Origin of the sequence: Fibrobacter sp. UWH5 (genome assembly GCF_900142505.1) — a bacterium.
Classification (GTDB): domain Bacteria; phylum Fibrobacterota; class Fibrobacteria; order Fibrobacterales; family Fibrobacteraceae; genus Fibrobacter.
This window is the reverse complement of the sequence record NZ_FRBB01000007.1, coordinates 1-17,565: the sequence shown is the minus strand read 5'-3', so window position 1 is coordinate 17,565 and position 17,565 is coordinate 1. Positions and strand designations below refer to the sequence as shown.

Below are 17,565 nucleotides of genomic sequence, written 5' to 3'. Positions count from 1 at the left end.
CCCTGGAGGGGAATGCGCAAATTCTTCCGTCGGAGCGCAATTCCCTGGAGGAAAAAACGCAAAATTTTCTGTCAGAGCGGAATTCCGCAGAACGGAAAGAGCAATGCTTTTTGACGGAGACGAACCCCATTTTGGGGAAAGAGGTCTGTCTTGCATCAGTTCCCGTCCACCGTCATTGAAAACCGCAATACATTCCGCTAGACCTAAATGGTAGGACTAACGCCCCTAGTGTTGTGTAAAACACTATGCAATGATGTGATTTTTCTGTAACCTTTGTGATATCTTTCTGTAGTTTTTCTATAATGGAGCGACAATGGCTCCAAGGTGGAGTGGCTATACCCTTTGGGGGTAGAGCGTAGGAAATTGAATTTAAGGAATTGAACCATGAATATCGCAATCGTCGGTACAGGCTATGTGGGCCTTGTAAGCGGTACATGCTTCGCCGAAATGGGTGTGAATGTCACCTGTGTTGACGTCAATCAGGCAAAAATTGAATCCCTTCAGAAGGGTCAAATCCCTATTTATGAGCCGGGCCTTGACGAAATGGTGCTCCGTAACCAGCGTGAAGGACGTCTTCACTTTACAACGGATTTAGCCAGTGTCCTGGACGATGTGGAAATGGTTTTTAGCGCAGTAGGTACCCCTCCCGATGAAGATGGAAGTGCCGATTTGCAGTACGTTTTGGCTGTTGCCCGTACTTTTGGCCAGAATATCAAGAAATATACCGTGCTGGTAACCAAATCCACAGTCCCGGTTGGTACTGCCCAGAAGGTAAAGGCTGCCATCCTGGAAGAACTGGATAAGCGTGGTGTTCAGATTCCCTTTGACGTGGCTAGCAACCCCGAATTCCTGAAAGAAGGCTCGGCAATTGCAGACTTTATGAAGCCGGATCGCGTGGTGGTGGGTGTAGAAACCGAACAGGCCAAGGAAATCATGACCCGCCTGTATCGCCCCATGATGCTGAACAATTTCCGTGTCATCTTTACAGATATTCCTTCTGCAGAAATGATCAAGTATGCAGCCAACTCCATGCTGGCTACCCGCATTAGTTTCATGAACGATATCGCCAACCTCTGTGAACTGGTTGGTGCCGACGTGAATATGGTTCGTAAGGGAATCGGTAGTGACTCCCGTATCGGTAGTAAATTCCTTTATCCCGGTTGCGGTTACGGTGGAAGTTGCTTCTCCAAGGATGTTAAGGCTTTGATCAAGACCGCCGAAAAGAATGGCTATAAAATGGGCGTTCTTAAGGCTGTGGAAGAAGTTAACGAATACCAGAAGACCGTGCTCTTCAATAAGCTTTGCAAGCACATGGGTGGAGTCGAAAACATTAAGGGAAAGACTATCGCCATGTGGGGCCTTGCCTTTAAGCCTGAAACCGATGACATGCGAGAAGCCACAGCTTTAGTGCTTATTGACTTGCTTCTTAAGGCCGGCGCAACAGTACGCGTATTCGACCCTGTTGCCATGAACGAATGCAAAAGAAGGATGAGCAATCGTCATCCTGAGCAAAGCGAAGGATCCATAACGTATTGTAACGACATGTACGAAGCACTCCTCGATGCAGAAGCCCTTCTCCTGGTTACAGAATGGAAGCAGTTCCGCATGCCTAGCTTTGCGGTGATGAAAAAGGCTATGAAAAAAGCACTCATTATCGATGGCCGCAACATCTACGACGCCAAGGAAGTGGGCGAGGCCGGTTTTGAATATAGCGCAATTGGGTGCTAGAGGGAAGAATATTAAAATGAATGATGTCCAGCATATGTTCATCGTAGGCAGCAAGGGGATACCCGGCGCATACGGCGGCTACGAGACATTCGTAGACAAACTGACAGAATACCACCAGAACGACCCCAGATTCAAGTACCATGTAGCCTGCAAGGGCGACAAGAACGGTGAGTTCGAATACCACAATGCACGCTGCTTTATAGTGAAGGTTCCAAACATCGGCCCCGCACAGGCTATCGTGTACGACGTGGAGGCCATCAAGCAGAGCATCCGCTATATCAGGGAACACAACATCCAGCACCCCATCGTGTACTGCCTGGCCTGCCGTATTGGCCCCTTTGCGGCAAAACTCAAGAAACAGATCCAGGCCCTGGGCGGCAAGTTCTACGTGAACCCCGACGGCCATGAATGGCTCCGAGCCAAGTGGCCCCTGCCCGTGCGCAAGTACTGGAAAATCTCCGAGTGCCTCATGGTAAAGCAGGCCGACCTGTTGGTGTGCGACAGCAAGAACATCGAAAAGTACATCCACAAGTCTTACGGCAAGTTCAACCCCAACACCACCTTTATCGCCTACGGTGCAGAAATCCGCAGGAGCAAGTTGGCTGACAACGACCCCAAGTTTACCCAGTGGCTCGCCGACAAGAACCTTAAGGCCAAGGACTACTACCTGGTGGTGGGTCGATTCGTACCCGAGAACAACTATGAGACCATGATCCGCGAGTTCATGCTGAGCAAGACCACTAAGAGCTTTGCCCTGATCACCAACGTGAACGAAGCGTTCTTGACCGAACTCAAGAAAAAGACCGGCTTTGACAAGGACCCCCGTATCAAGTTCGTGGGCACCGTGTACGACCAGGAACTGTTGATGAAAATCCGCGAACAGGCCTACGGGTATTTCCATGGGCACGAAGTGGGCGGTACCAACCCAAGCCTGCTGGAAGCCCTTGCAAGTTCTGACTTGAATCTTTTGCTGAACGTAGGGTTCAACAAGGAAGTTGGCGAAGACACTGCCATCTACTGGAACAAGACCCAAGGCGACCTGGCCAACACCATCGAAAAGGCTGACGCCATGACCGAAACCGAAATCAAGGCACTGGCAGAAGCCAGTACCAAGCGCATCGCAGACGCATACAGTTGGGAATTTATTTGTAACGAGTATGTGAAAGTTTGGATACGGTTGTAGTATATATTTATGATTAGCGTTATTGTTCCCGTATATAATGTAAGTGCGTATCTAAGACGTTGTGTTGATAGTATTCTTGCTCAGACTTACTCTGAATTGGAAGTTATTCTTGTAAATGATGGTTCAACGGATGATTGTTTAGGTATTTGCAAGTATTATGAAGCATTGGATAATCGAATTGTTTTGATTGACCAAAAAAATCAGGGTGTCTCGGTGGCAAGAAATCGTGGACTTGCTATCGCGCGTGGTAGGTGGATTAGTTTCGTTGATGCTGATGACTATCTAGATTTGGATTTTTATGAAATTTTGATAGAAGGAACGAAAAAAACAGAATCCGAAGTAGTATGCTGCGGAGTTAGGCCTGTAAATGAAAATGGCGTAGAGGTTCCTCACCTGCAAACAAAGCGCATCCCGACTACTGCGGTTTCGCTGAATATGGATCGTGTGTATCGTCATTTTTTAGGGTTAGAAGAACGTTTTATCTATTGGTCTCCTTTTGACAAGATATATCGTGCTGATATCGCAAAAAAAATTCGATTTGAAGTAGGCCGAAAACGTGCAGAGGATTTTTTTTATTGTTTTAATTTTTTTCAATACTGTTCTTCTTTATATTACATTCCTGAAAAAAAATACAACTATTTCCAGCGTTCCGATTCCGTGACGCACATGAGAAACTTTGATGAGTCGCAATTTGATCCGGTAGATTTGTCAAAAAAAGTATTGAGTATTCTTTCCTCAGGACGAGCGTCAGAAACAGTCGTTGAACTTTCTCAACAACATTACATAGTACAAGTTGCTCGGCTGGTAAAGTCTTTTTACCAATACGGTGGCGATGAAAAGGTACTTTTTCAAAATCGGGTAATTAATGAAAGAAATGAATTGAAATGCCAAATGAGTTCTTTTATGAAGATGCCGATTCGCTTTGCTGTTCTTTGTTTTTTTTCTGCGTTTTTTCCTCAACTATTCAAAATAAGAAAGATTAGGGGATAGTATGGAAGTATACCTAGGGATGCTTTTTGCTGCGTTGGGAATGTCATTTTTTGTTGTTTCTAGTGGTACTCGAGAGATATCTCTGAAAAGAAGGCGCTTTCTATCAATAAAGAAAAATGACGTGAGTTTTTTTTTGTTGGCTTTGCCCTGTGCACTAGTTTCAGGCTTACGATATTATGTGGGGACTGATTATACAGTGTATTTGGGACGATATCATTATATAGGTAGTGTCTTTGCTGGTCAGCCGCGAAGTATGGAACCTCTTTATAGGGGTATTGTTGAAATAGGACATTTTTTTAATTCAACCCAAGTGGTTTTTTTCATAACGGCACTTCTGTTCTCTCTGTTCATACATAGATTCATAGTTGATCAGTCAATCCATGTCCCTTTTAGTGTGTTTCTTGTTTTTTTTACGGGTTCATTTACCCAGTCTGAAAATATCATGCGGCAAATGCTGGGGGTCTCCATATGTCTTTATGCTTTAAAGTATGTCTATACGGGTGAGATGAAAAAATATATGTTTTTCATCTTGATAGCTTCAATGATTCATTTGATATCGATTATTTATCTTCCGATGTATCTTTTTTACAAAATGGATTGGCCATATAGCAAAAAAAAGCTTATTGCAATTTTTTTAGGGTTGTTTTTAGTTGGAAAAATGCTGTATATTCTAATTTCTCAAATTTTGATATTTACCGGGTCTGATTATATCTATTATTACGGCTCTTCAAGGGATTCCGGATCTAGTGCTGTCCTGACGGCGGTGTCTGTTTTAGTATCTATTTTATGTTTTGTGGCTATATCTGACAAGGATAAAATGTATAAACAAAAGATGTTTATGTTACTTTTTATGCTCATCTCTTGCTTAGTTCTCTTTTTGAATTTTCCAAATGCCAATAGACTGGTGTATATGTTTATTCCCATTCAAATTGTGTTAATCCCCAATGTAGTTTTTGGATTAAAAAAAAATATGCGAAGATATGTGCTTGTTGCGGGGCTTTTGATACTTTATGTTTCCTTTTGGTATTATTATTTCTTTTCGCTGAATATCGGGGGTACATTTCCGTATCATAGCGTTTTAGGCTCATAGAATTATGCAGAGAAAAGTTTTTTTAATTGCCTACGCCCATAAAAATTTTGGCGACGATTTATTTGTCCGTCTGCTATGTGAGCGATATCCTCACACTCAATTTTACTTGGAAGCGTCAAAGAGTAATGAAGCTTTGACACAAATTGCGAATTTGATTCTCTTAAAAGAATCTTTTTTTCAGAAAGTTTTAAGGAAAATAATTCCTTTGTATGTCCCGTTTCTTTCAGTCGTAAAAAGATCGTATTCCGTTGTATTTGTAGGTGGATCAATGTTTATGGAACGTTCTGGCTGGGAAAAAAGATTGGAACAATTGAAACGTATTAGAAAAAGTGCAAAAAATTTTTGTATTCTGGGGAGTAATTTTGGACCATATAGTGATTCTCGTTTTTTAGAATCATATAGGAATTTTTTCCATTCTCTGGAAGACTGCTGTTTCAGAGATAAACATTCCTATCAATTGTTTAGTGAGAATGAAAATATTCGATACGCTTTTGATATTGCTTTTTCCGTGTTGTATGAAAAAAAAATCGAAAAAACAAACAGTGTGCTGATTTCTGTAATTGATCCTAGGCAAAAAAAAGATATTTGCGAATATGAACTACAATATTTTAAAGCTTTAGTTTCTGCGGTTCAAAAATATAGCATGGAAGGGAAGAAAGTTACTTTGCTATCTTTTTGTGAGGAACAGGGTGATTTAGATGTTTGTTATAGAATAAAAAAAGAACTACCGTCATGTTCTGACGTTGATGTTGTGAATTATGACGGCTGCATTCATATGGTATTTGATTTGTTTGCAAGAGCGGAAATTGTTGTTGCATCACGTTTTCATGCGATGATAATGGGATTTCTTTTTGATTGCAAGGTGTTCCCTATTGTATATAATGAAAAACTATCGAATGTTTTGGATGATCTGGGATTTGATGCAGAATGCTTTGATTTGAGAAAGATTAGGTCAATTTGTGACAATAACTTGATTGAGATGAAAAATAAAAAATTATGGATAGAACGGTCAAAGAATCAATTCGTTTATCTTGATAAGTTATTAGGATGATAATGATGATGTCACAACTGAAAATTGGCGCGTTGCTTTCGTATGTAGTTCTGGCTTTAAACAATTTGTTAGGACTTTTGTATACTCCGTATCTTTTGCGAATGCTTGGAAAATCGGAGTATGGTCTCTACTCAATTGCTGCATCTATTATTGCATACTTGACTGTTCTAGATTTGGGATTTGGAAACGCAATTGTCCGATATACAGCAAAATATAGAGCGGAAGGAAAGCATGAAGAACAATATAAAATGTTTGGAATTTTTTTCTTACTTTACTGTTGCATAGGGCTTGTTGCTGCTGGATTGGGGTGTTTTTTTGCCTTTAATACGGACATTTTCTTCAAAGAAGCGATGACTGCATTGGAGTTAGAGCGTGTTCGGGTACTCGTGATATTGATGGTTATGAATTTAGCAGTGACTTTCCCGTTAAGCTTGTTTACATCGATTGTTACTGCATACGAACAGTTTATTTTTAGCAAGTCTTTAAATATCGTTAGAATTATACTGAATACGTTGACGATGGTTGTCCTATTGCAGTTCGGTTATAAAGCGGTTGCGTTGGCTGTTGTTGCGTCATTATTTAATGTTTTGACATTGTTAGCAAATTTATTTTACTGCAAGTTTAAACTTAAAATAAAAATGAAATTTGGTCATGTGGATTGGTCTTTTTTAAAAGAGATATCGATTTACTCTTTTTGGATTTTTTTGAATGCAATTATTGATCGAATATATTGGAGTACAGGGCAATTTGTTTTAGGTGCTTTTGTTGGAACTGCTGCTGTTGCTGTTTTTGCTGTGGCAATTCAGCTTGAACATATGTATATGGCTTTTTCAACTGCGATAACTAGTGTTTTTTTGCCCAAAGTGACTGCAATAGTTTCTAATACAGCAAATAGTGATGATGAAGTAAGCTCTCTTTTTATAAAAACAGGACGGATTCAGTTTTGTATACTCGCATTAATATTATCGGGTTTTGCTCTTTTTGGAAAACAATTCGTTGTTTTATGGGCAGGAGAGGGATATACGGAAGCTTATATAATAACGATGATTTTTTTCATTCCATTAACGGTTCCCCTTATTCAAACCCTTGGCATTACAATTTTGCAAGCGCGAAATCAAATGCGCTTTAGGTCGTTGCTTTATTTGGCGATTTCTGTAGTAAGTTTGATTTTGCAGTTCATCCTTACGAAATTGCACGGTATTGTCGGTTGCGCTTGGGCTATTGGGGCTTCTCTAATTTTGGGCCATGGAATCATAATGAACGTGTATTATCAAAAAAAACAGAGGATCAATATATTACGATTTTGGAATGAAATTTTGCGGATGGCAAGAACTCCGTTGATTGTGGCGGTTATAACATATATTATTTTAAAAAGAGTTTGCTTGGATTCTCCAATGCTATTGCTTATTGGAATATTATGCTATTTGTCTGTTTATTTACCGTTGTTTTTCCTGTTCTCAATGAATGAATACGAAAAAAAACTGGTATTAAATCCGATGAGAAAACTAGTTCACAAAATTTGCTGATAGTTGAAATGGATGCTCTCTTTTACGGGATTAATTGAAAAATGAATGATTACAATGTAAGCTATACCAAAAAGAACAACTTGTGCCTGGGCTGTGGACTATGTTCGGATGCATGTCCCACGGGATCTATTGAAATCAAGCCTGTGAATGGGGAATATCGTCCTTTTATTAATGAATCTACCTGTAATAATAGTAAAGGGTGTCATAGATGTTCCATGGTGTGCCCTGGAGTTGGGGTCCAAATTAACGGTATCGGAAAGGAGAAGTTTGGAAATTCAGAAAGCAATTATCACAAGTTAATTGGCTGGTATAAAGAGGCTTTTTCCGGGCATGCTCTTGATTTTGAAACGCGCTTTCATGGGGCATCCGGAGGAATTCTTTCTGCATTTGTTGCTTACTTACTTGATAAAAAGATCATTTCCGCAGTAGTAGTTGCTGAAAATGATATGTCTCGTCCTTTTTTGAACAAGACAGTCCTTGTACACGATTCTAAAGAGTTGTATAAGGCAAGGTCTTCAAAGTATTGCCCTGTAACTTTTTCTGGAATCATAAAGCAGGTGAAACAAGAAGAAGGCCAAGTTATCATTGTCGGCTCACCTTGTGCAATTCAAGGTTTTCGTAAGTATGAGAAAATAGATTCTAAGTTCAGAGATAAGGTATTTGGTTTATTCGGACTTTACTGTTCTTGCGGTAGATCTTTTAACTTGACGGAATACGTTTTTAAAAAGCGAAAAATAGAACAGGATAAATTGACCTATTTCCAGTATAGAGACGAAGGTTGCCTTGGGTCTTTGATCGCAAGGACAGACAGGGAGTACAAAGAGGAATTCCAGCTATATTACCATCCTTTAAGAAGTTTCTTTATCCCGAATCGCTGTCAATTCTGCATTGATCATTATTCGGAATTAGCGGACATGTCCTTTGGAGACATTCATTATGGGAAATATAAAGATGATAAAATTGGCGTAAATTCACTAGTTGTGCGAAATGCGAAATTTAGTGATTTACTGAGGTCTGCTGCAAATGATGGATACATAAAATTGGATCCACTAAGTGAGGAAGAACTTATAAAATGTCAGCACTCTGCCCCTAAAAAGAAAGGGCGTGTTGGTGGTGTGTTGCGATTTGCAAAGACCTTGGGGCTGAAAGTCCCAGAGTACGATGTAGAACTAAAAAATTATTCGTATATAAAATCTATCGCTTACTATTTATTTGCAAAGTCGCAAATGTTTGTTGGCCGTAGGCGTTGGCTTTGGTGGATTATTCCTTTTGTTGCAAAAAAAGGAAAGGTTGACTAAATGAGTGATCAGAAAAGAGTTGTTGGAGGGGTTGTCATTATGCACCCCAACCATAATAACTATGGCACATCTTTACAGGGGTTGGCTACTGTAAAGATTATTGAGAAACTGGGCTATAAGTTACGAATTATCAGATATATCAAGAAAAGATCCTTGTGGGAAACCATTAAGATTCTTCCGGGATTGCTAAGAAGTGGAGCACTATCTTCTATTATAAGCGGAAGAAAAAGCGCTCGCTTTAAAAGAAATCATCCAGACTATAGCAAAAATATTGATTTGCGAACCTCGGTGGTAAATAAGTTTAAGCAAGAGTATTTTGAGCCGTTGTGTGATTATTATACTGGCTGGAAAAATCTTCAGAAAGGTTCTAAAAATTACGATATTATCTTCGTTGGAAGTGATCAGGTGTGGGGACCTTTAAGTCTTTATGCTGGTTTCTACAATTTGATGTTTGTTGATAAAAATGTCCCCCAGTTTAGTTATTCAAGCAGCTTTGGGAAGTCCTTTATTCTCAATCACCAGAAAAAGGGGGTTGCAACTTTTTTGAATAAAATGGATGCAATTGGCGTAAGAGAAATTAGAGGTAAAGAAATTGTTGAGGAATTGACCGATAAAAAAGCTACTGTTGTGGCTGATCCTACACTTCTTTTGACCATTGATGAGTGGAAACACCTTTCGTCAACATCTAAGAAAAAAATCTCAGAGCCCTATATTTTGTGCTATATGTTAGGCCCTCGTTTGGATAACAGAGAAACTGTGACAAGCATGGCTAAACAGCTTGGATTAAAAATAGTGGTTTTTCGTCATATGGATTGGTATGAACCTGCTGATGAAAATTTTGGCGACATTCCTGTGTATGATGCAGACTGTTTGGACTTCGTAAATTTGCTTGATAATGCATCTTATGTTGTTACCGATTCATTCCATTGTACGGTTTTCAGTATTATTTTCCATAAGAAATTTCTTACATTCTATCGTCTTCCTACAACAAATAAGCAATCTTCTCATAGTAGGATAGATAGTTTATTGACTATTGCAGATTTAAAAAATAGAGTTTATCAAGATGAAGGGAATCCAGTAAATCAAATTGATAGCGCTATTGAATGGCCTGTAGTTGATAGTCGTCTTGCTGAGTATCGAGAAAAGTCTATGCAATTTCTTCAAGAGTGTTTAGAAATTAGGCGATAAGTTCTTATGAAAAAATTGAAATTTTTGTTAAAGAAAGCAGGCGGAATAGACTTTTTTAAGCAACAGTGGCGATCTCATACATTGTTGTTCACTCTTTTTGTTATTCCCTTCTTGGGCTTTAAAAAAAAGTCTTTAGAAATTTCTAGACAGGCTATCAATAATCTTCGATTGCAAAAAATACGTCGTTGGTGTAAAAAAGATGTATTTCGTTATCGTCAGAACGAGTTGATAGGGAAAGAACAAACTTCATCAAATAAAGTTTGGATTTTGTGGCTTCAGGGAATTGATTCTGCCCCCGTTGTTGTTCGGAGGTGTTATGAATCCATGAAGAAAAATCTACGTGATAGAGAAATTGTTCTTTTGACTGAAGCAAATTATCGTGAATACGTTACTTTCCCTGATTATATTCAGAAGAAAATTGATAATGGTGTTATAACACGCACCCATTTTTCTGATTTGCTTCGATTGGAACTTCTCGAACATTATGGTGGAACGTGGATTGATGCCACTGTCTATTGTTCCGGAAGCAATTATCCCGATTACCTGTTTGATTCAAACTTATTTGTATATCAATGCTTAAAACCTGGTTTAGATGGAGAATGTTATTCTATTTCCAGCTGGTTTATGACTGCTTGTACAAATCATCCTATAATTTGTTTGACAAAACATTTGCTTTATGAATACTGGAAAAAACGTAATTCGATGATAGACTATTTCCTTATTCATGATTTCTTTGAAATAGCATTGGAAACATATCCTGAGGAATGGAAAAAAGTTATTCCGTTCTGTAATTCTGTGCCGCATATGCTTTTATTGCGTTTGTTCGATACGTATGATTCAACGATGTGGCAAGCTATAAAGGGGCAAACCTGTTTTCATAAGCTGACATATAAGTTTGATGATGCAATAATAGAGTTACCCGACACTTTTTATTCAAATATTTTTAGATAGAAAAGGTATAATATGAGAGAAGCTTTGTCCATGTCTCAATTGCAAGCCGCTTCATTGGAAGTGTTGCATCGTGTTGCTGAGGTTTGTGATTTACAAGGTTTTCGGTATTCACTTGTTTATGGAACGTTGATTGGAGCGATTCGTCATAAAGGTTATATTCCATGGGATGATGATGTGGATATAATGATGCCTCGACCTGATTATGATTGTTTTCTCGAATATTTTAAAACTCATCAAAATGATTTTCCTAATCTTAAACTTTTTAATAGGGATGAGTGTCCTCAGTATCCTTATATGATATCGCGAGTCAGTGATGAACGGTATGAGATTGTTGTTGAAAATGAGAAACCCTACGGTATGGGGGTTTTTATCGACATCTATCCATACGACGGTCTTGGAAACACATCACAAGAAGCTCTGTCTTTCGGATTAAAAGGGGACCGCTTGTCATCATTTTGTTACCAATCAACAAGAAATCATTATGCAGTAGAAACGACAAAATCGGTGATACGAAAATTTCTGAAGTATCCAGTATTTTTATTTGCAAAGATGATAGGTAAGGATTATTTCCAACGGAAACTGGATGCTCTTGCACGAGTAAAATCGTATGAATCCAGTGAGTATGTCGGTTGCGTAGTTTGGTTAACTGGCGGCGCAAAAGATATCTTTAAACGAGAGTGGTTTGACGAATTAATTGATTGGCCGTTTGAAAAATATCACTTTAAAGTACCGAAAAGGTTCGATGAAGTTTTGAAATTGACATACGGGGACTATATGCAACTTCCCCCAGAGGAAGACCGGATTGGTCATCATTATTTCAAAGCGTATAAGAAAGAATGATATTTCACCGAAAGAATTCTAAACTTTTCAAGAATACAATTCGTTAGTCTGTATAGTTTGCATATGAATGAAATTCTAACATCAAAAGGGATTTATCACTACAGAACAAAGTTTCCATCTATTCATCAACGAATAGACCGTGAAAAAATGTTGGAAAATATCCGAATTCTTCAAATTTATCTTGATAAGATTGGAATAACTTGGGGCCCTGCGTTTGGAACGCTTATTGGCATTATTCGTAATGATGATTTTTTACCATGGGCTACAGCTACAGATTTCTTTTTTCTTAAAGAGGATGAGGAAAGATTTAAGGATGTTTTATGGTTGTTAAAGGAAATTGGCTTTGAACTTGTCCGGTATGAACGTCGCGGATTGTATTGTTTGGTTCGAAAGGGACAATGGCTTTCGTTTTATGTACTGAGAAAAATCTCTGCAGATATTAGGCATTCTGGAGGATCACATTTCCTTTTTGACAAGTATTTGCATCAGACTGTAAAATGGGATTTTAAAGGTATTGAATTGAATGTTCCTCAGGAATTAGATGAATATTTGACATTCCAATACGGAGATTGGGTTCACACCAAAAATACTAATGCGGGAAAGATTAATAAAATAGAAGAACTAAAGTTAAAGATAAAAGATGTTCTGCCCGACAAAATCTATTACTCATTAATTTTAAAGTATCATCAAAAGGATTTTGAGGCATTTAAACGGCGCTGTGCAGAAAATGGATTGCCTATTCCTGAAAATGTTGAATTGTCGTATTTGAAGCCTCGCAAGAATAAGAAAATACTAACTGTAGGTGTGTATGACCTTTTGCATAAGGGACATGTGGAATTGTATCGCAGAGCAAAAGGTTTGGGAGATTATTTAATAGTTGCAGCACAAGATAGTGATTTTATTCTAAAGTACAAACCGAGTGCCAAAGTTTTGAACTCTACGGAAGATCGAAAGTATATGATTAAGTCCATTCGGTATGTTGATGAGGTCATTACCTATACGGACGTTGATAAAATTGTTCAAGAAATAGATTTTGATGTTTTTGTTACTGGACCAGATCAGTGTCATGAGGGTTTTCAGCGAGCTATTCGTTGGTGTGAATCTCATGGTAAGGAACACATTGTTCTTGCCAGAACAGATGGTGTATCATCAAGTGAACTGAAAGCTAAAATTGCAGAAAAAACCAAAAATAAGTAGGTGAAGTATGGATGCTAAACTCGAAAAAGCTAATGAGGCCTTATTGAAAGAGTTTTATAACCGATATGGCGGTTTTTGGCGTTTTCCCGAAATGCTTGATTATTGCTATTTGGTTAATCCATACTTCAATCGTTCAAAAATAATTGCAGAGATGCAAGAGTTTTTCCCAATTCTGGTTTCTGAATATCCTTCAGGAATGAGTGTTAATTCGAAGTTGGCAAGTGAGTGTTGGAATGTAAACCCTGATTTTATTATTCCTGGGAATGGAGCCGCCGAACTCATTAAAGTTCTAATGGAGAATATAAACGGAATTATGGGAATTGTTCGTCCCACATTTGAGGAATATCCTAATCGCTTAACAGAAAATCGTGTGGTAACGTTTGTTTCCGACAATCGTGATTTTCGATATACAGCAGATGATTTGATTGATTTTTTTGAACGCCATCCGGTGGACTCTCTTCTGCTTATTAATCCAGATAATCCGTCTGGTAATTTTATATCCTATGAAGGGCTCCTTAAAATTGCAGATTGGTGCGAAAATAAGAACATTAGATTTGTTCTTGATGAAAGCTTCGTTGATTTTAGCGATGGTTATGAACATAATACTTTTATCCGAAATGATTTGTTGGAAAAATTCCCTCATATGGCTGTCATGAAATCTATATCAAAGAGTTATGGAATTCCAGGACTTCGTTTAGGGATTTTATGCAGTGCTGATAAAAGTTTAATTGCGAAAATGAAGAAACAAGTTAGTATCTGGAATATTAACTCTTTCGCTGAATTTTTTATGCAGATTTTTCCCAAATATAGAGATGATTATAAAAAGGCATGCGATCAGTTTATTCGTACTCGAAATGATTTTGAAATAGAACTAAAAAAAATATCGTTTATTCGAGTGATGCCCTCACAAGCAAACTTTTTTTTCTTGGAAGTATTGCCTCCGTATAAACCGAAACAATTGTGCGCGATGTTATTGAAAGACTATAATATTTTGGCAAGTGCGTGCCTTGCAAAAAAAGGTATCGAGCCTGACAAGTACATGAGAATCGCTATTAGGAGCCATGGTGATAATGAAAAATTTATTGTGGCCATGAGAAATATCGAAAGAGGGTTATAATCTAAAAGTGGGGCGAATGTAATGAATCGCTACAACAGTTTTGACGGACTTCGCGGATATGCTGCCATAGGCATTTTATTGATGCATTATTTGGCAAATATTGGTTCATCTGTATCAAATGGATTGAAAAACGCATTTCCTCTTCTTTATGGTTCGGTAATACCGTTTTTCACAAACTTTGTCTATATGTTTTTTACTGTAAGCGCATTTTCAATGTGCTGTGGGTATTTTAACCGCTTTGCGAAAAAAGAAGTGCTATCCTCGAACGGTGAAAAACTGATTGTATCATCTTTTGATACGGACTCGTTTTATAAAAAAAGATATTCAAGAATCTGGCCGTTCTTTGCTTTGCTTGTTGCCATAGATGTAATTATGAAACCATCTATAAGCGAACTTTACCAGGCTTTTGCAGATTTAACACTTGCTTTTAACCTTTTGCCGAATCCGGATATTTCCGTTATTGGTGTTGGCTGGTTTTTAGGTCTTGTGTTTCTTTTCTATATGATTTTCCCTTGGTTCGTTTTTTTGCTGCAGACTAAAAAACGCGCATGGTTAGCCATGTTATTGTCGATCGTCTTCCATGTAATTCTTGTGCGTTATTTCTTGACAAACGAGTTCTGTACAGCAAATCAGATTAGCAATGCTCGCCATAATATGGTGTTCAGTTTTCCCTTTTTCATGGCCGGCGGCTTATTGTACTTGTACAAGGATAAACTGTCGTTTGAAAAGTTTAGTAGTAAGGTCATTCTTCTTTTGGTGGCTTGCGCAGCAACAATCATTTACTTTACGCCATGGGCGCCTAAACCCTTTGGCGAAAAATTTTTATGGATTGGCATAATATTCATACTGTGGATTATGTATGCCATGTCTGGTGGAATTGCAATCAAAGGTTTCAAGTTCCTTGACAATAAGGTTGCAAAATTCCTTGGAGAATTCTCCATGGAAATCTACCTTTGCCATATGGTAATGTTCCGTGTTATAGAGAAAGTCCATCTAGATCGATTCATTCACAACAACCACCTTTTGTATTGGACTTGGTGCGTTGTTGGTATCGTTCTCGCAATCCTTTTTTCTTACGTGGTCACTAAAAACATCTTCCCCAAAATCGGAAAGATTGTTTCTAAAACTGGTTTTTCCTTGTAAAATTAGACTAGGCTTAAAATGAAATTTTTCGTAACTGGTGTAGGCGGCCAATTGGGCCATGATGTTGTAAACGAACTTGTCTCCCGCGATCATGTTGCCGTGGGTTCTGACATTGCTCCCGAATATGCGGGGGATCCCAACAAGGACATCTCCATGCGTGAGGTCTACGGATTGGATAAGAAATTAAGCCGCTAGAGCGGTTTCCAAAGTTCCGGTCTGGCGGTTTCCTCCATTCCGGAACGACGTTTTTTTTTACGCCGGAATAATCAGAGTTTTTCAGAACTCAGGACAAAGTATTGCCCGAAGCCTGCTTTATACATTCGTACCTATAAACGCATCAGAGGCTTTTTGAGCAGGGTTAAACGGCTCATAAAAAATATCAAGCTATAGTTTGTCAACAAGACTGTCTAATTCCTGAATTCTTGATAAATAGACTTCCTTGAGCATTGAAATTGCCTCATCAAAAGATTTATTTTTGTCAGGAAAAAACGATGAAGATAGATCAATAGACCATTTTTCATTGTTCTGGTTGCCGGATTGATGAAGATAAACTGACAGAGAATCAATTGTTTTTTCAACGTCCTCAAAGGATTTTTTGTAGGACTTCCAGCTTTGTTTTACAATCTCCACAAACTGTTCGTTTTTCAGCAATTGCTCGTTCCATATAGCGGAGTTATTGCGCCAACCTGTTTTGGATACTTTAAAGGTTCCCCAATCAAAGTCCCATATGGGACCTGCATGTATTTTTTTATCACTATAGTAGGTGTATACACTTTTGGGATGGTTTGGCTCACTATTTTGTGTGAGTTCATAAACAATCATGTAATCTGCAAAAGATTGTAAATCAATCAAGGATACAATGTCTTTTGAATTAGGTTTTTCTTGCAGTTTTTTTTCAATGGTGTTAATCTTTTCTTGGATTGCAGCTAGTTGATTACTGGATAAAGTGTCAGGATTTTTAATGTTTATCGGTAAATCATAATAATTCGACTTGAACTTATATTTTTCATCGTAATTAACATCAAATTCTAATAAAAAATTGTCTTTCCCTATTTCAAGTCGGTTTTTATTAATTTGAACTTTTTCCGCAACATAGTAATTGCCTTGATAAACTCTGTTTAGGTAGACGTCAACAAATTTTCCTGATGGCGTCCAAGGAAGCTGAGTTTTTTTACCGATTTCAAAAGCGATTGCATTTCGGATGAGAGTTCTATCAAAATAATTTGCTAGTAAAACCCATTTTTTTGCTTTTTTCATCCCCAAAAAATTTAGTGCTTCATTAAATGAAATTGTATAGGGCTTTTTCTTTTTTTTCCATGTTGAATTCCCTCTCCCTTTAATCGTCAGTTCCATTATTTCACTTTCTGGTGCGTTTTCGCCCCATATCTGAAGTTTGGCTGGAATTTCTGTTTCGCGATCTTTGATTGCTCGGAAATTTTCAGTTTCAATGACAATCCTAGGAATTCCTGCATAGGGATATCCGGAATCGTCTAGGGGGAGGTAGTCTTGGGGATTTTTAGAACAGAGGTCTTTATGTTTTACAATGGGGCCATTGTCGCATTCATACATTGCCAGTACGGAATCACCTAATTCAGGATCTTTCTTAATGACTGAATCTTCTGGAACTAGGTCTATCCATCGATATCCGTTGCAGTATTGTTTCTTGCCGAGTTTTGAATCATCAATGATTTCGCCATAACGGTCGCCATCGCAGGCGTAGTATTTCCCACTGAGTTCAAATTCATTTGATTCGGATGAAAAGTCTGAACATCCGTTTAAAATCAACAATGGAAGGACTGTCAGTAGAAAAAATAATTTCATTTTATTTGCTCATTATAATTATTATCTTTTGTAATGTAGACATCCTTATAGGTAAGTGCAAAGATAACAATTCAACATCCTCCCCCTTAAATTCAATGATAAAAAAACTGATGGTTTTAGACCATCAGTTTTTCATATAGTTCGCGCTTGTTGTTCTGCTTTAACCCTTTTCTAAGGAGGCTTTCAGCTTAAGAACTTCCTTGGATGAGAGACTGCAAATCGAAATGATTTCATTAATGCCGTATTTCCGTTTTAGCATAGTCATTGCAATTTCAAGAGTTTTATTCTTAGTAGCCTCTTTTGCAGCCTTTTTTGCAGCTTCCTTTGCAGCTTCCTTTGCTGCTTCCTTTGCAGCAGCTTCCGCTTTAAGTACTGCGCTGGCAAGGCGGGTATTGTATTCATCTTGTCTTTTCTTTTCACTGAGTTGAGACATGAACATATC

At 38.2% G+C, this 17,565-nt stretch carries 15 protein-coding genes and 1 pseudogene; 14 read left to right on the top strand and 2 right to left on the bottom strand.

Features of this window, described 5'->3' with window-relative positions:
• The first annotated feature begins 384 nt into the window (after nt 1–384).
• The 14 genes and pseudogenes from BUB38_RS07640 to BUB38_RS16980 form a co-directional block, all read left to right on the top strand.
• Nucleotides 385–1,728, top strand: coding sequence for a UDP-glucose dehydrogenase family protein (locus BUB38_RS07640; protein ID WP_073159225.1), 1,344 nt, complete (start codon nt 385–387; stop codon nt 1,726–1,728).
• A gap of 16 nt (nt 1,729–1,744) precedes the next feature.
• Entirely contained in the window at nt 1,745–2,911 is a 1,167-nt protein-coding gene (cps2T, locus tag BUB38_RS07635; protein WP_073159223.1) for a beta 1-4 rhamnosyltransferase Cps2T, read from the top strand.
• Nucleotides 2,912–2,920: 9 nt separating this feature from the next.
• Entirely contained in the window at nt 2,921–3,901 is a 981-nt protein-coding gene (locus tag BUB38_RS07630; RefSeq protein WP_073159221.1) for a glycosyltransferase, read from the top strand.
• A 1-nt stretch (nt 3,902) separates the two neighbouring features.
• Nucleotides 3,903–4,991, top strand: coding sequence for an EpsG family protein (locus BUB38_RS07625; RefSeq protein WP_073159219.1), 1,089 nt, complete (start codon nt 3,903–3,905; stop codon nt 4,989–4,991).
• A 4-nt stretch (nt 4,992–4,995) separates the two neighbouring features.
• The gene (locus BUB38_RS07620) at nt 4,996–6,042 is read left to right on the top strand and encodes a polysaccharide pyruvyl transferase family protein (RefSeq protein WP_073159217.1); all 1,047 of its coding nucleotides are present in this window, start codon (nt 4,996–4,998) and stop codon (nt 6,040–6,042) included.
• Nucleotides 6,043–6,044: 2 nt separating this feature from the next.
• Complete coding sequence (locus tag BUB38_RS07615) at nt 6,045–7,568, top strand: oligosaccharide flippase family protein (protein ID WP_073159419.1); 1,524 nt, start codon at nt 6,045–6,047, stop codon at nt 7,566–7,568.
• A gap of 41 nt (nt 7,569–7,609) precedes the next feature.
• Nucleotides 7,610–8,866: a Coenzyme F420 hydrogenase/dehydrogenase, beta subunit C-terminal domain gene (locus BUB38_RS07610; RefSeq protein ID WP_073159215.1), complete on the top strand. Its 1,257-nt coding sequence runs from the start codon at nt 7,610–7,612 to the stop codon at nt 8,864–8,866.
• Nucleotides 8,867–10,054, top strand: a complete 1,188-nt coding sequence (locus BUB38_RS07605; protein ID WP_073159213.1) for a polysaccharide pyruvyl transferase family protein — start codon at nt 8,867–8,869, stop codon at nt 10,052–10,054. It begins immediately after the preceding gene.
• Between the two features lie 6 nt (nt 10,055–10,060).
• Entirely contained in the window at nt 10,061–11,005 is a 945-nt protein-coding gene (locus BUB38_RS07600) for a capsular polysaccharide synthesis protein (protein ID WP_073159212.1), read from the top strand.
• A gap of 12 nt (nt 11,006–11,017) precedes the next feature.
• Nucleotides 11,018–11,845: a LicD family protein gene (locus BUB38_RS07595; RefSeq protein ID WP_073159210.1), complete on the top strand. Its 828-nt coding sequence runs from the start codon at nt 11,018–11,020 to the stop codon at nt 11,843–11,845.
• 63 nt (nt 11,846–11,908) lie between these two features.
• A complete protein-coding gene (locus tag BUB38_RS15800; protein ID WP_083542013.1) occupies nt 11,909–13,042 on the top strand; it encodes an FAD synthase family protein in 1,134 nt (377 codons plus the stop codon).
• Nucleotides 13,043–13,049: 7 nt separating this feature from the next.
• The gene (locus tag BUB38_RS07585; RefSeq protein WP_073159208.1) at nt 13,050–14,159 is read left to right on the top strand and encodes a pyridoxal phosphate-dependent aminotransferase; all 1,110 of its coding nucleotides are present in this window, start codon (nt 13,050–13,052) and stop codon (nt 14,157–14,159) included.
• A 21-nt stretch (nt 14,160–14,180) separates the two neighbouring features.
• Nucleotides 14,181–15,302: an acyltransferase family protein gene (locus BUB38_RS07580; RefSeq protein ID WP_073159206.1), complete on the top strand. Its 1,122-nt coding sequence runs from the start codon at nt 14,181–14,183 to the stop codon at nt 15,300–15,302.
• Between the two features lie 18 nt (nt 15,303–15,320).
• Nucleotides 15,321–15,434: pseudogene (locus tag BUB38_RS16980) on the top strand (dTDP-4-dehydrorhamnose reductase); the annotation flags it as partial.
• A 252-nt stretch (nt 15,435–15,686) separates the two neighbouring features.
• On the opposite strand, the gene BUB38_RS07575 reads toward BUB38_RS16980, so the two are convergent.
• Together BUB38_RS07575 and BUB38_RS16305 are read right to left on the bottom strand one after the other, a co-directional pair.
• The gene (locus BUB38_RS07575; RefSeq protein WP_073159204.1) at nt 15,687–17,123 is read right to left on the bottom strand and encodes a CotH kinase family protein; all 1,437 of its coding nucleotides are present in this window, start codon (nt 17,121–17,123) and stop codon (nt 15,687–15,689) included.
• A 160-nt stretch (nt 17,124–17,283) separates the two neighbouring features.
• Nucleotides 17,284–17,565: hypothetical protein (locus tag BUB38_RS16305; RefSeq protein ID WP_175547653.1), on the bottom strand; the 282-nt coding region annotated here is incomplete at its 5' end.

Coding starts and splice junctions, on each gene's coding strand:
- BUB38_RS07620 (WP_073159217.1), top strand. CDS start 4,996: ATGCAGAGAAAAGTTTTTTTAATTGCCTACGCCCATAAAAATTTTGGC.
- BUB38_RS07610 (WP_073159215.1), top strand. CDS start 7,610: ATGAATGATTACAATGTAAGCTATACCAAAAAGAACAACTTGTGCCTG.
- BUB38_RS07605 (WP_073159213.1), top strand. CDS start 8,867: ATGAGTGATCAGAAAAGAGTTGTTGGAGGGGTTGTCATTATGCACCCC.
- BUB38_RS07600 (WP_073159212.1), top strand. CDS start 10,061: ATGAAAAAATTGAAATTTTTGTTAAAGAAAGCAGGCGGAATAGACTTT.
- cps2T (WP_073159223.1), top strand. CDS start 1,745: ATGAATGATGTCCAGCATATGTTCATCGTAGGCAGCAAGGGGATACCC.
- BUB38_RS07615 (WP_073159419.1), top strand. CDS start 6,045: ATGATGATGTCACAACTGAAAATTGGCGCGTTGCTTTCGTATGTAGTT.
- BUB38_RS07575 (WP_073159204.1), bottom strand. CDS start 17,123: ATGAAATTATTTTTTCTACTGACAGTCCTTCCATTGTTGATTTTAAAC.
- BUB38_RS15800 (WP_083542013.1), top strand. CDS start 11,909: ATGAATGAAATTCTAACATCAAAAGGGATTTATCACTACAGAACAAAG.
- BUB38_RS07625 (WP_073159219.1), top strand. CDS start 3,903: ATGGAAGTATACCTAGGGATGCTTTTTGCTGCGTTGGGAATGTCATTT.
- BUB38_RS07595 (WP_073159210.1), top strand. CDS start 11,018: ATGAGAGAAGCTTTGTCCATGTCTCAATTGCAAGCCGCTTCATTGGAA.
- BUB38_RS07640 (WP_073159225.1), top strand. CDS start 385: ATGAATATCGCAATCGTCGGTACAGGCTATGTGGGCCTTGTAAGCGGT.
- BUB38_RS07630 (WP_073159221.1), top strand. CDS start 2,921: ATGATTAGCGTTATTGTTCCCGTATATAATGTAAGTGCGTATCTAAGA.
- BUB38_RS07580 (WP_073159206.1), top strand. CDS start 14,181: ATGAATCGCTACAACAGTTTTGACGGACTTCGCGGATATGCTGCCATA.
- BUB38_RS07585 (WP_073159208.1), top strand. CDS start 13,050: ATGGATGCTAAACTCGAAAAAGCTAATGAGGCCTTATTGAAAGAGTTT.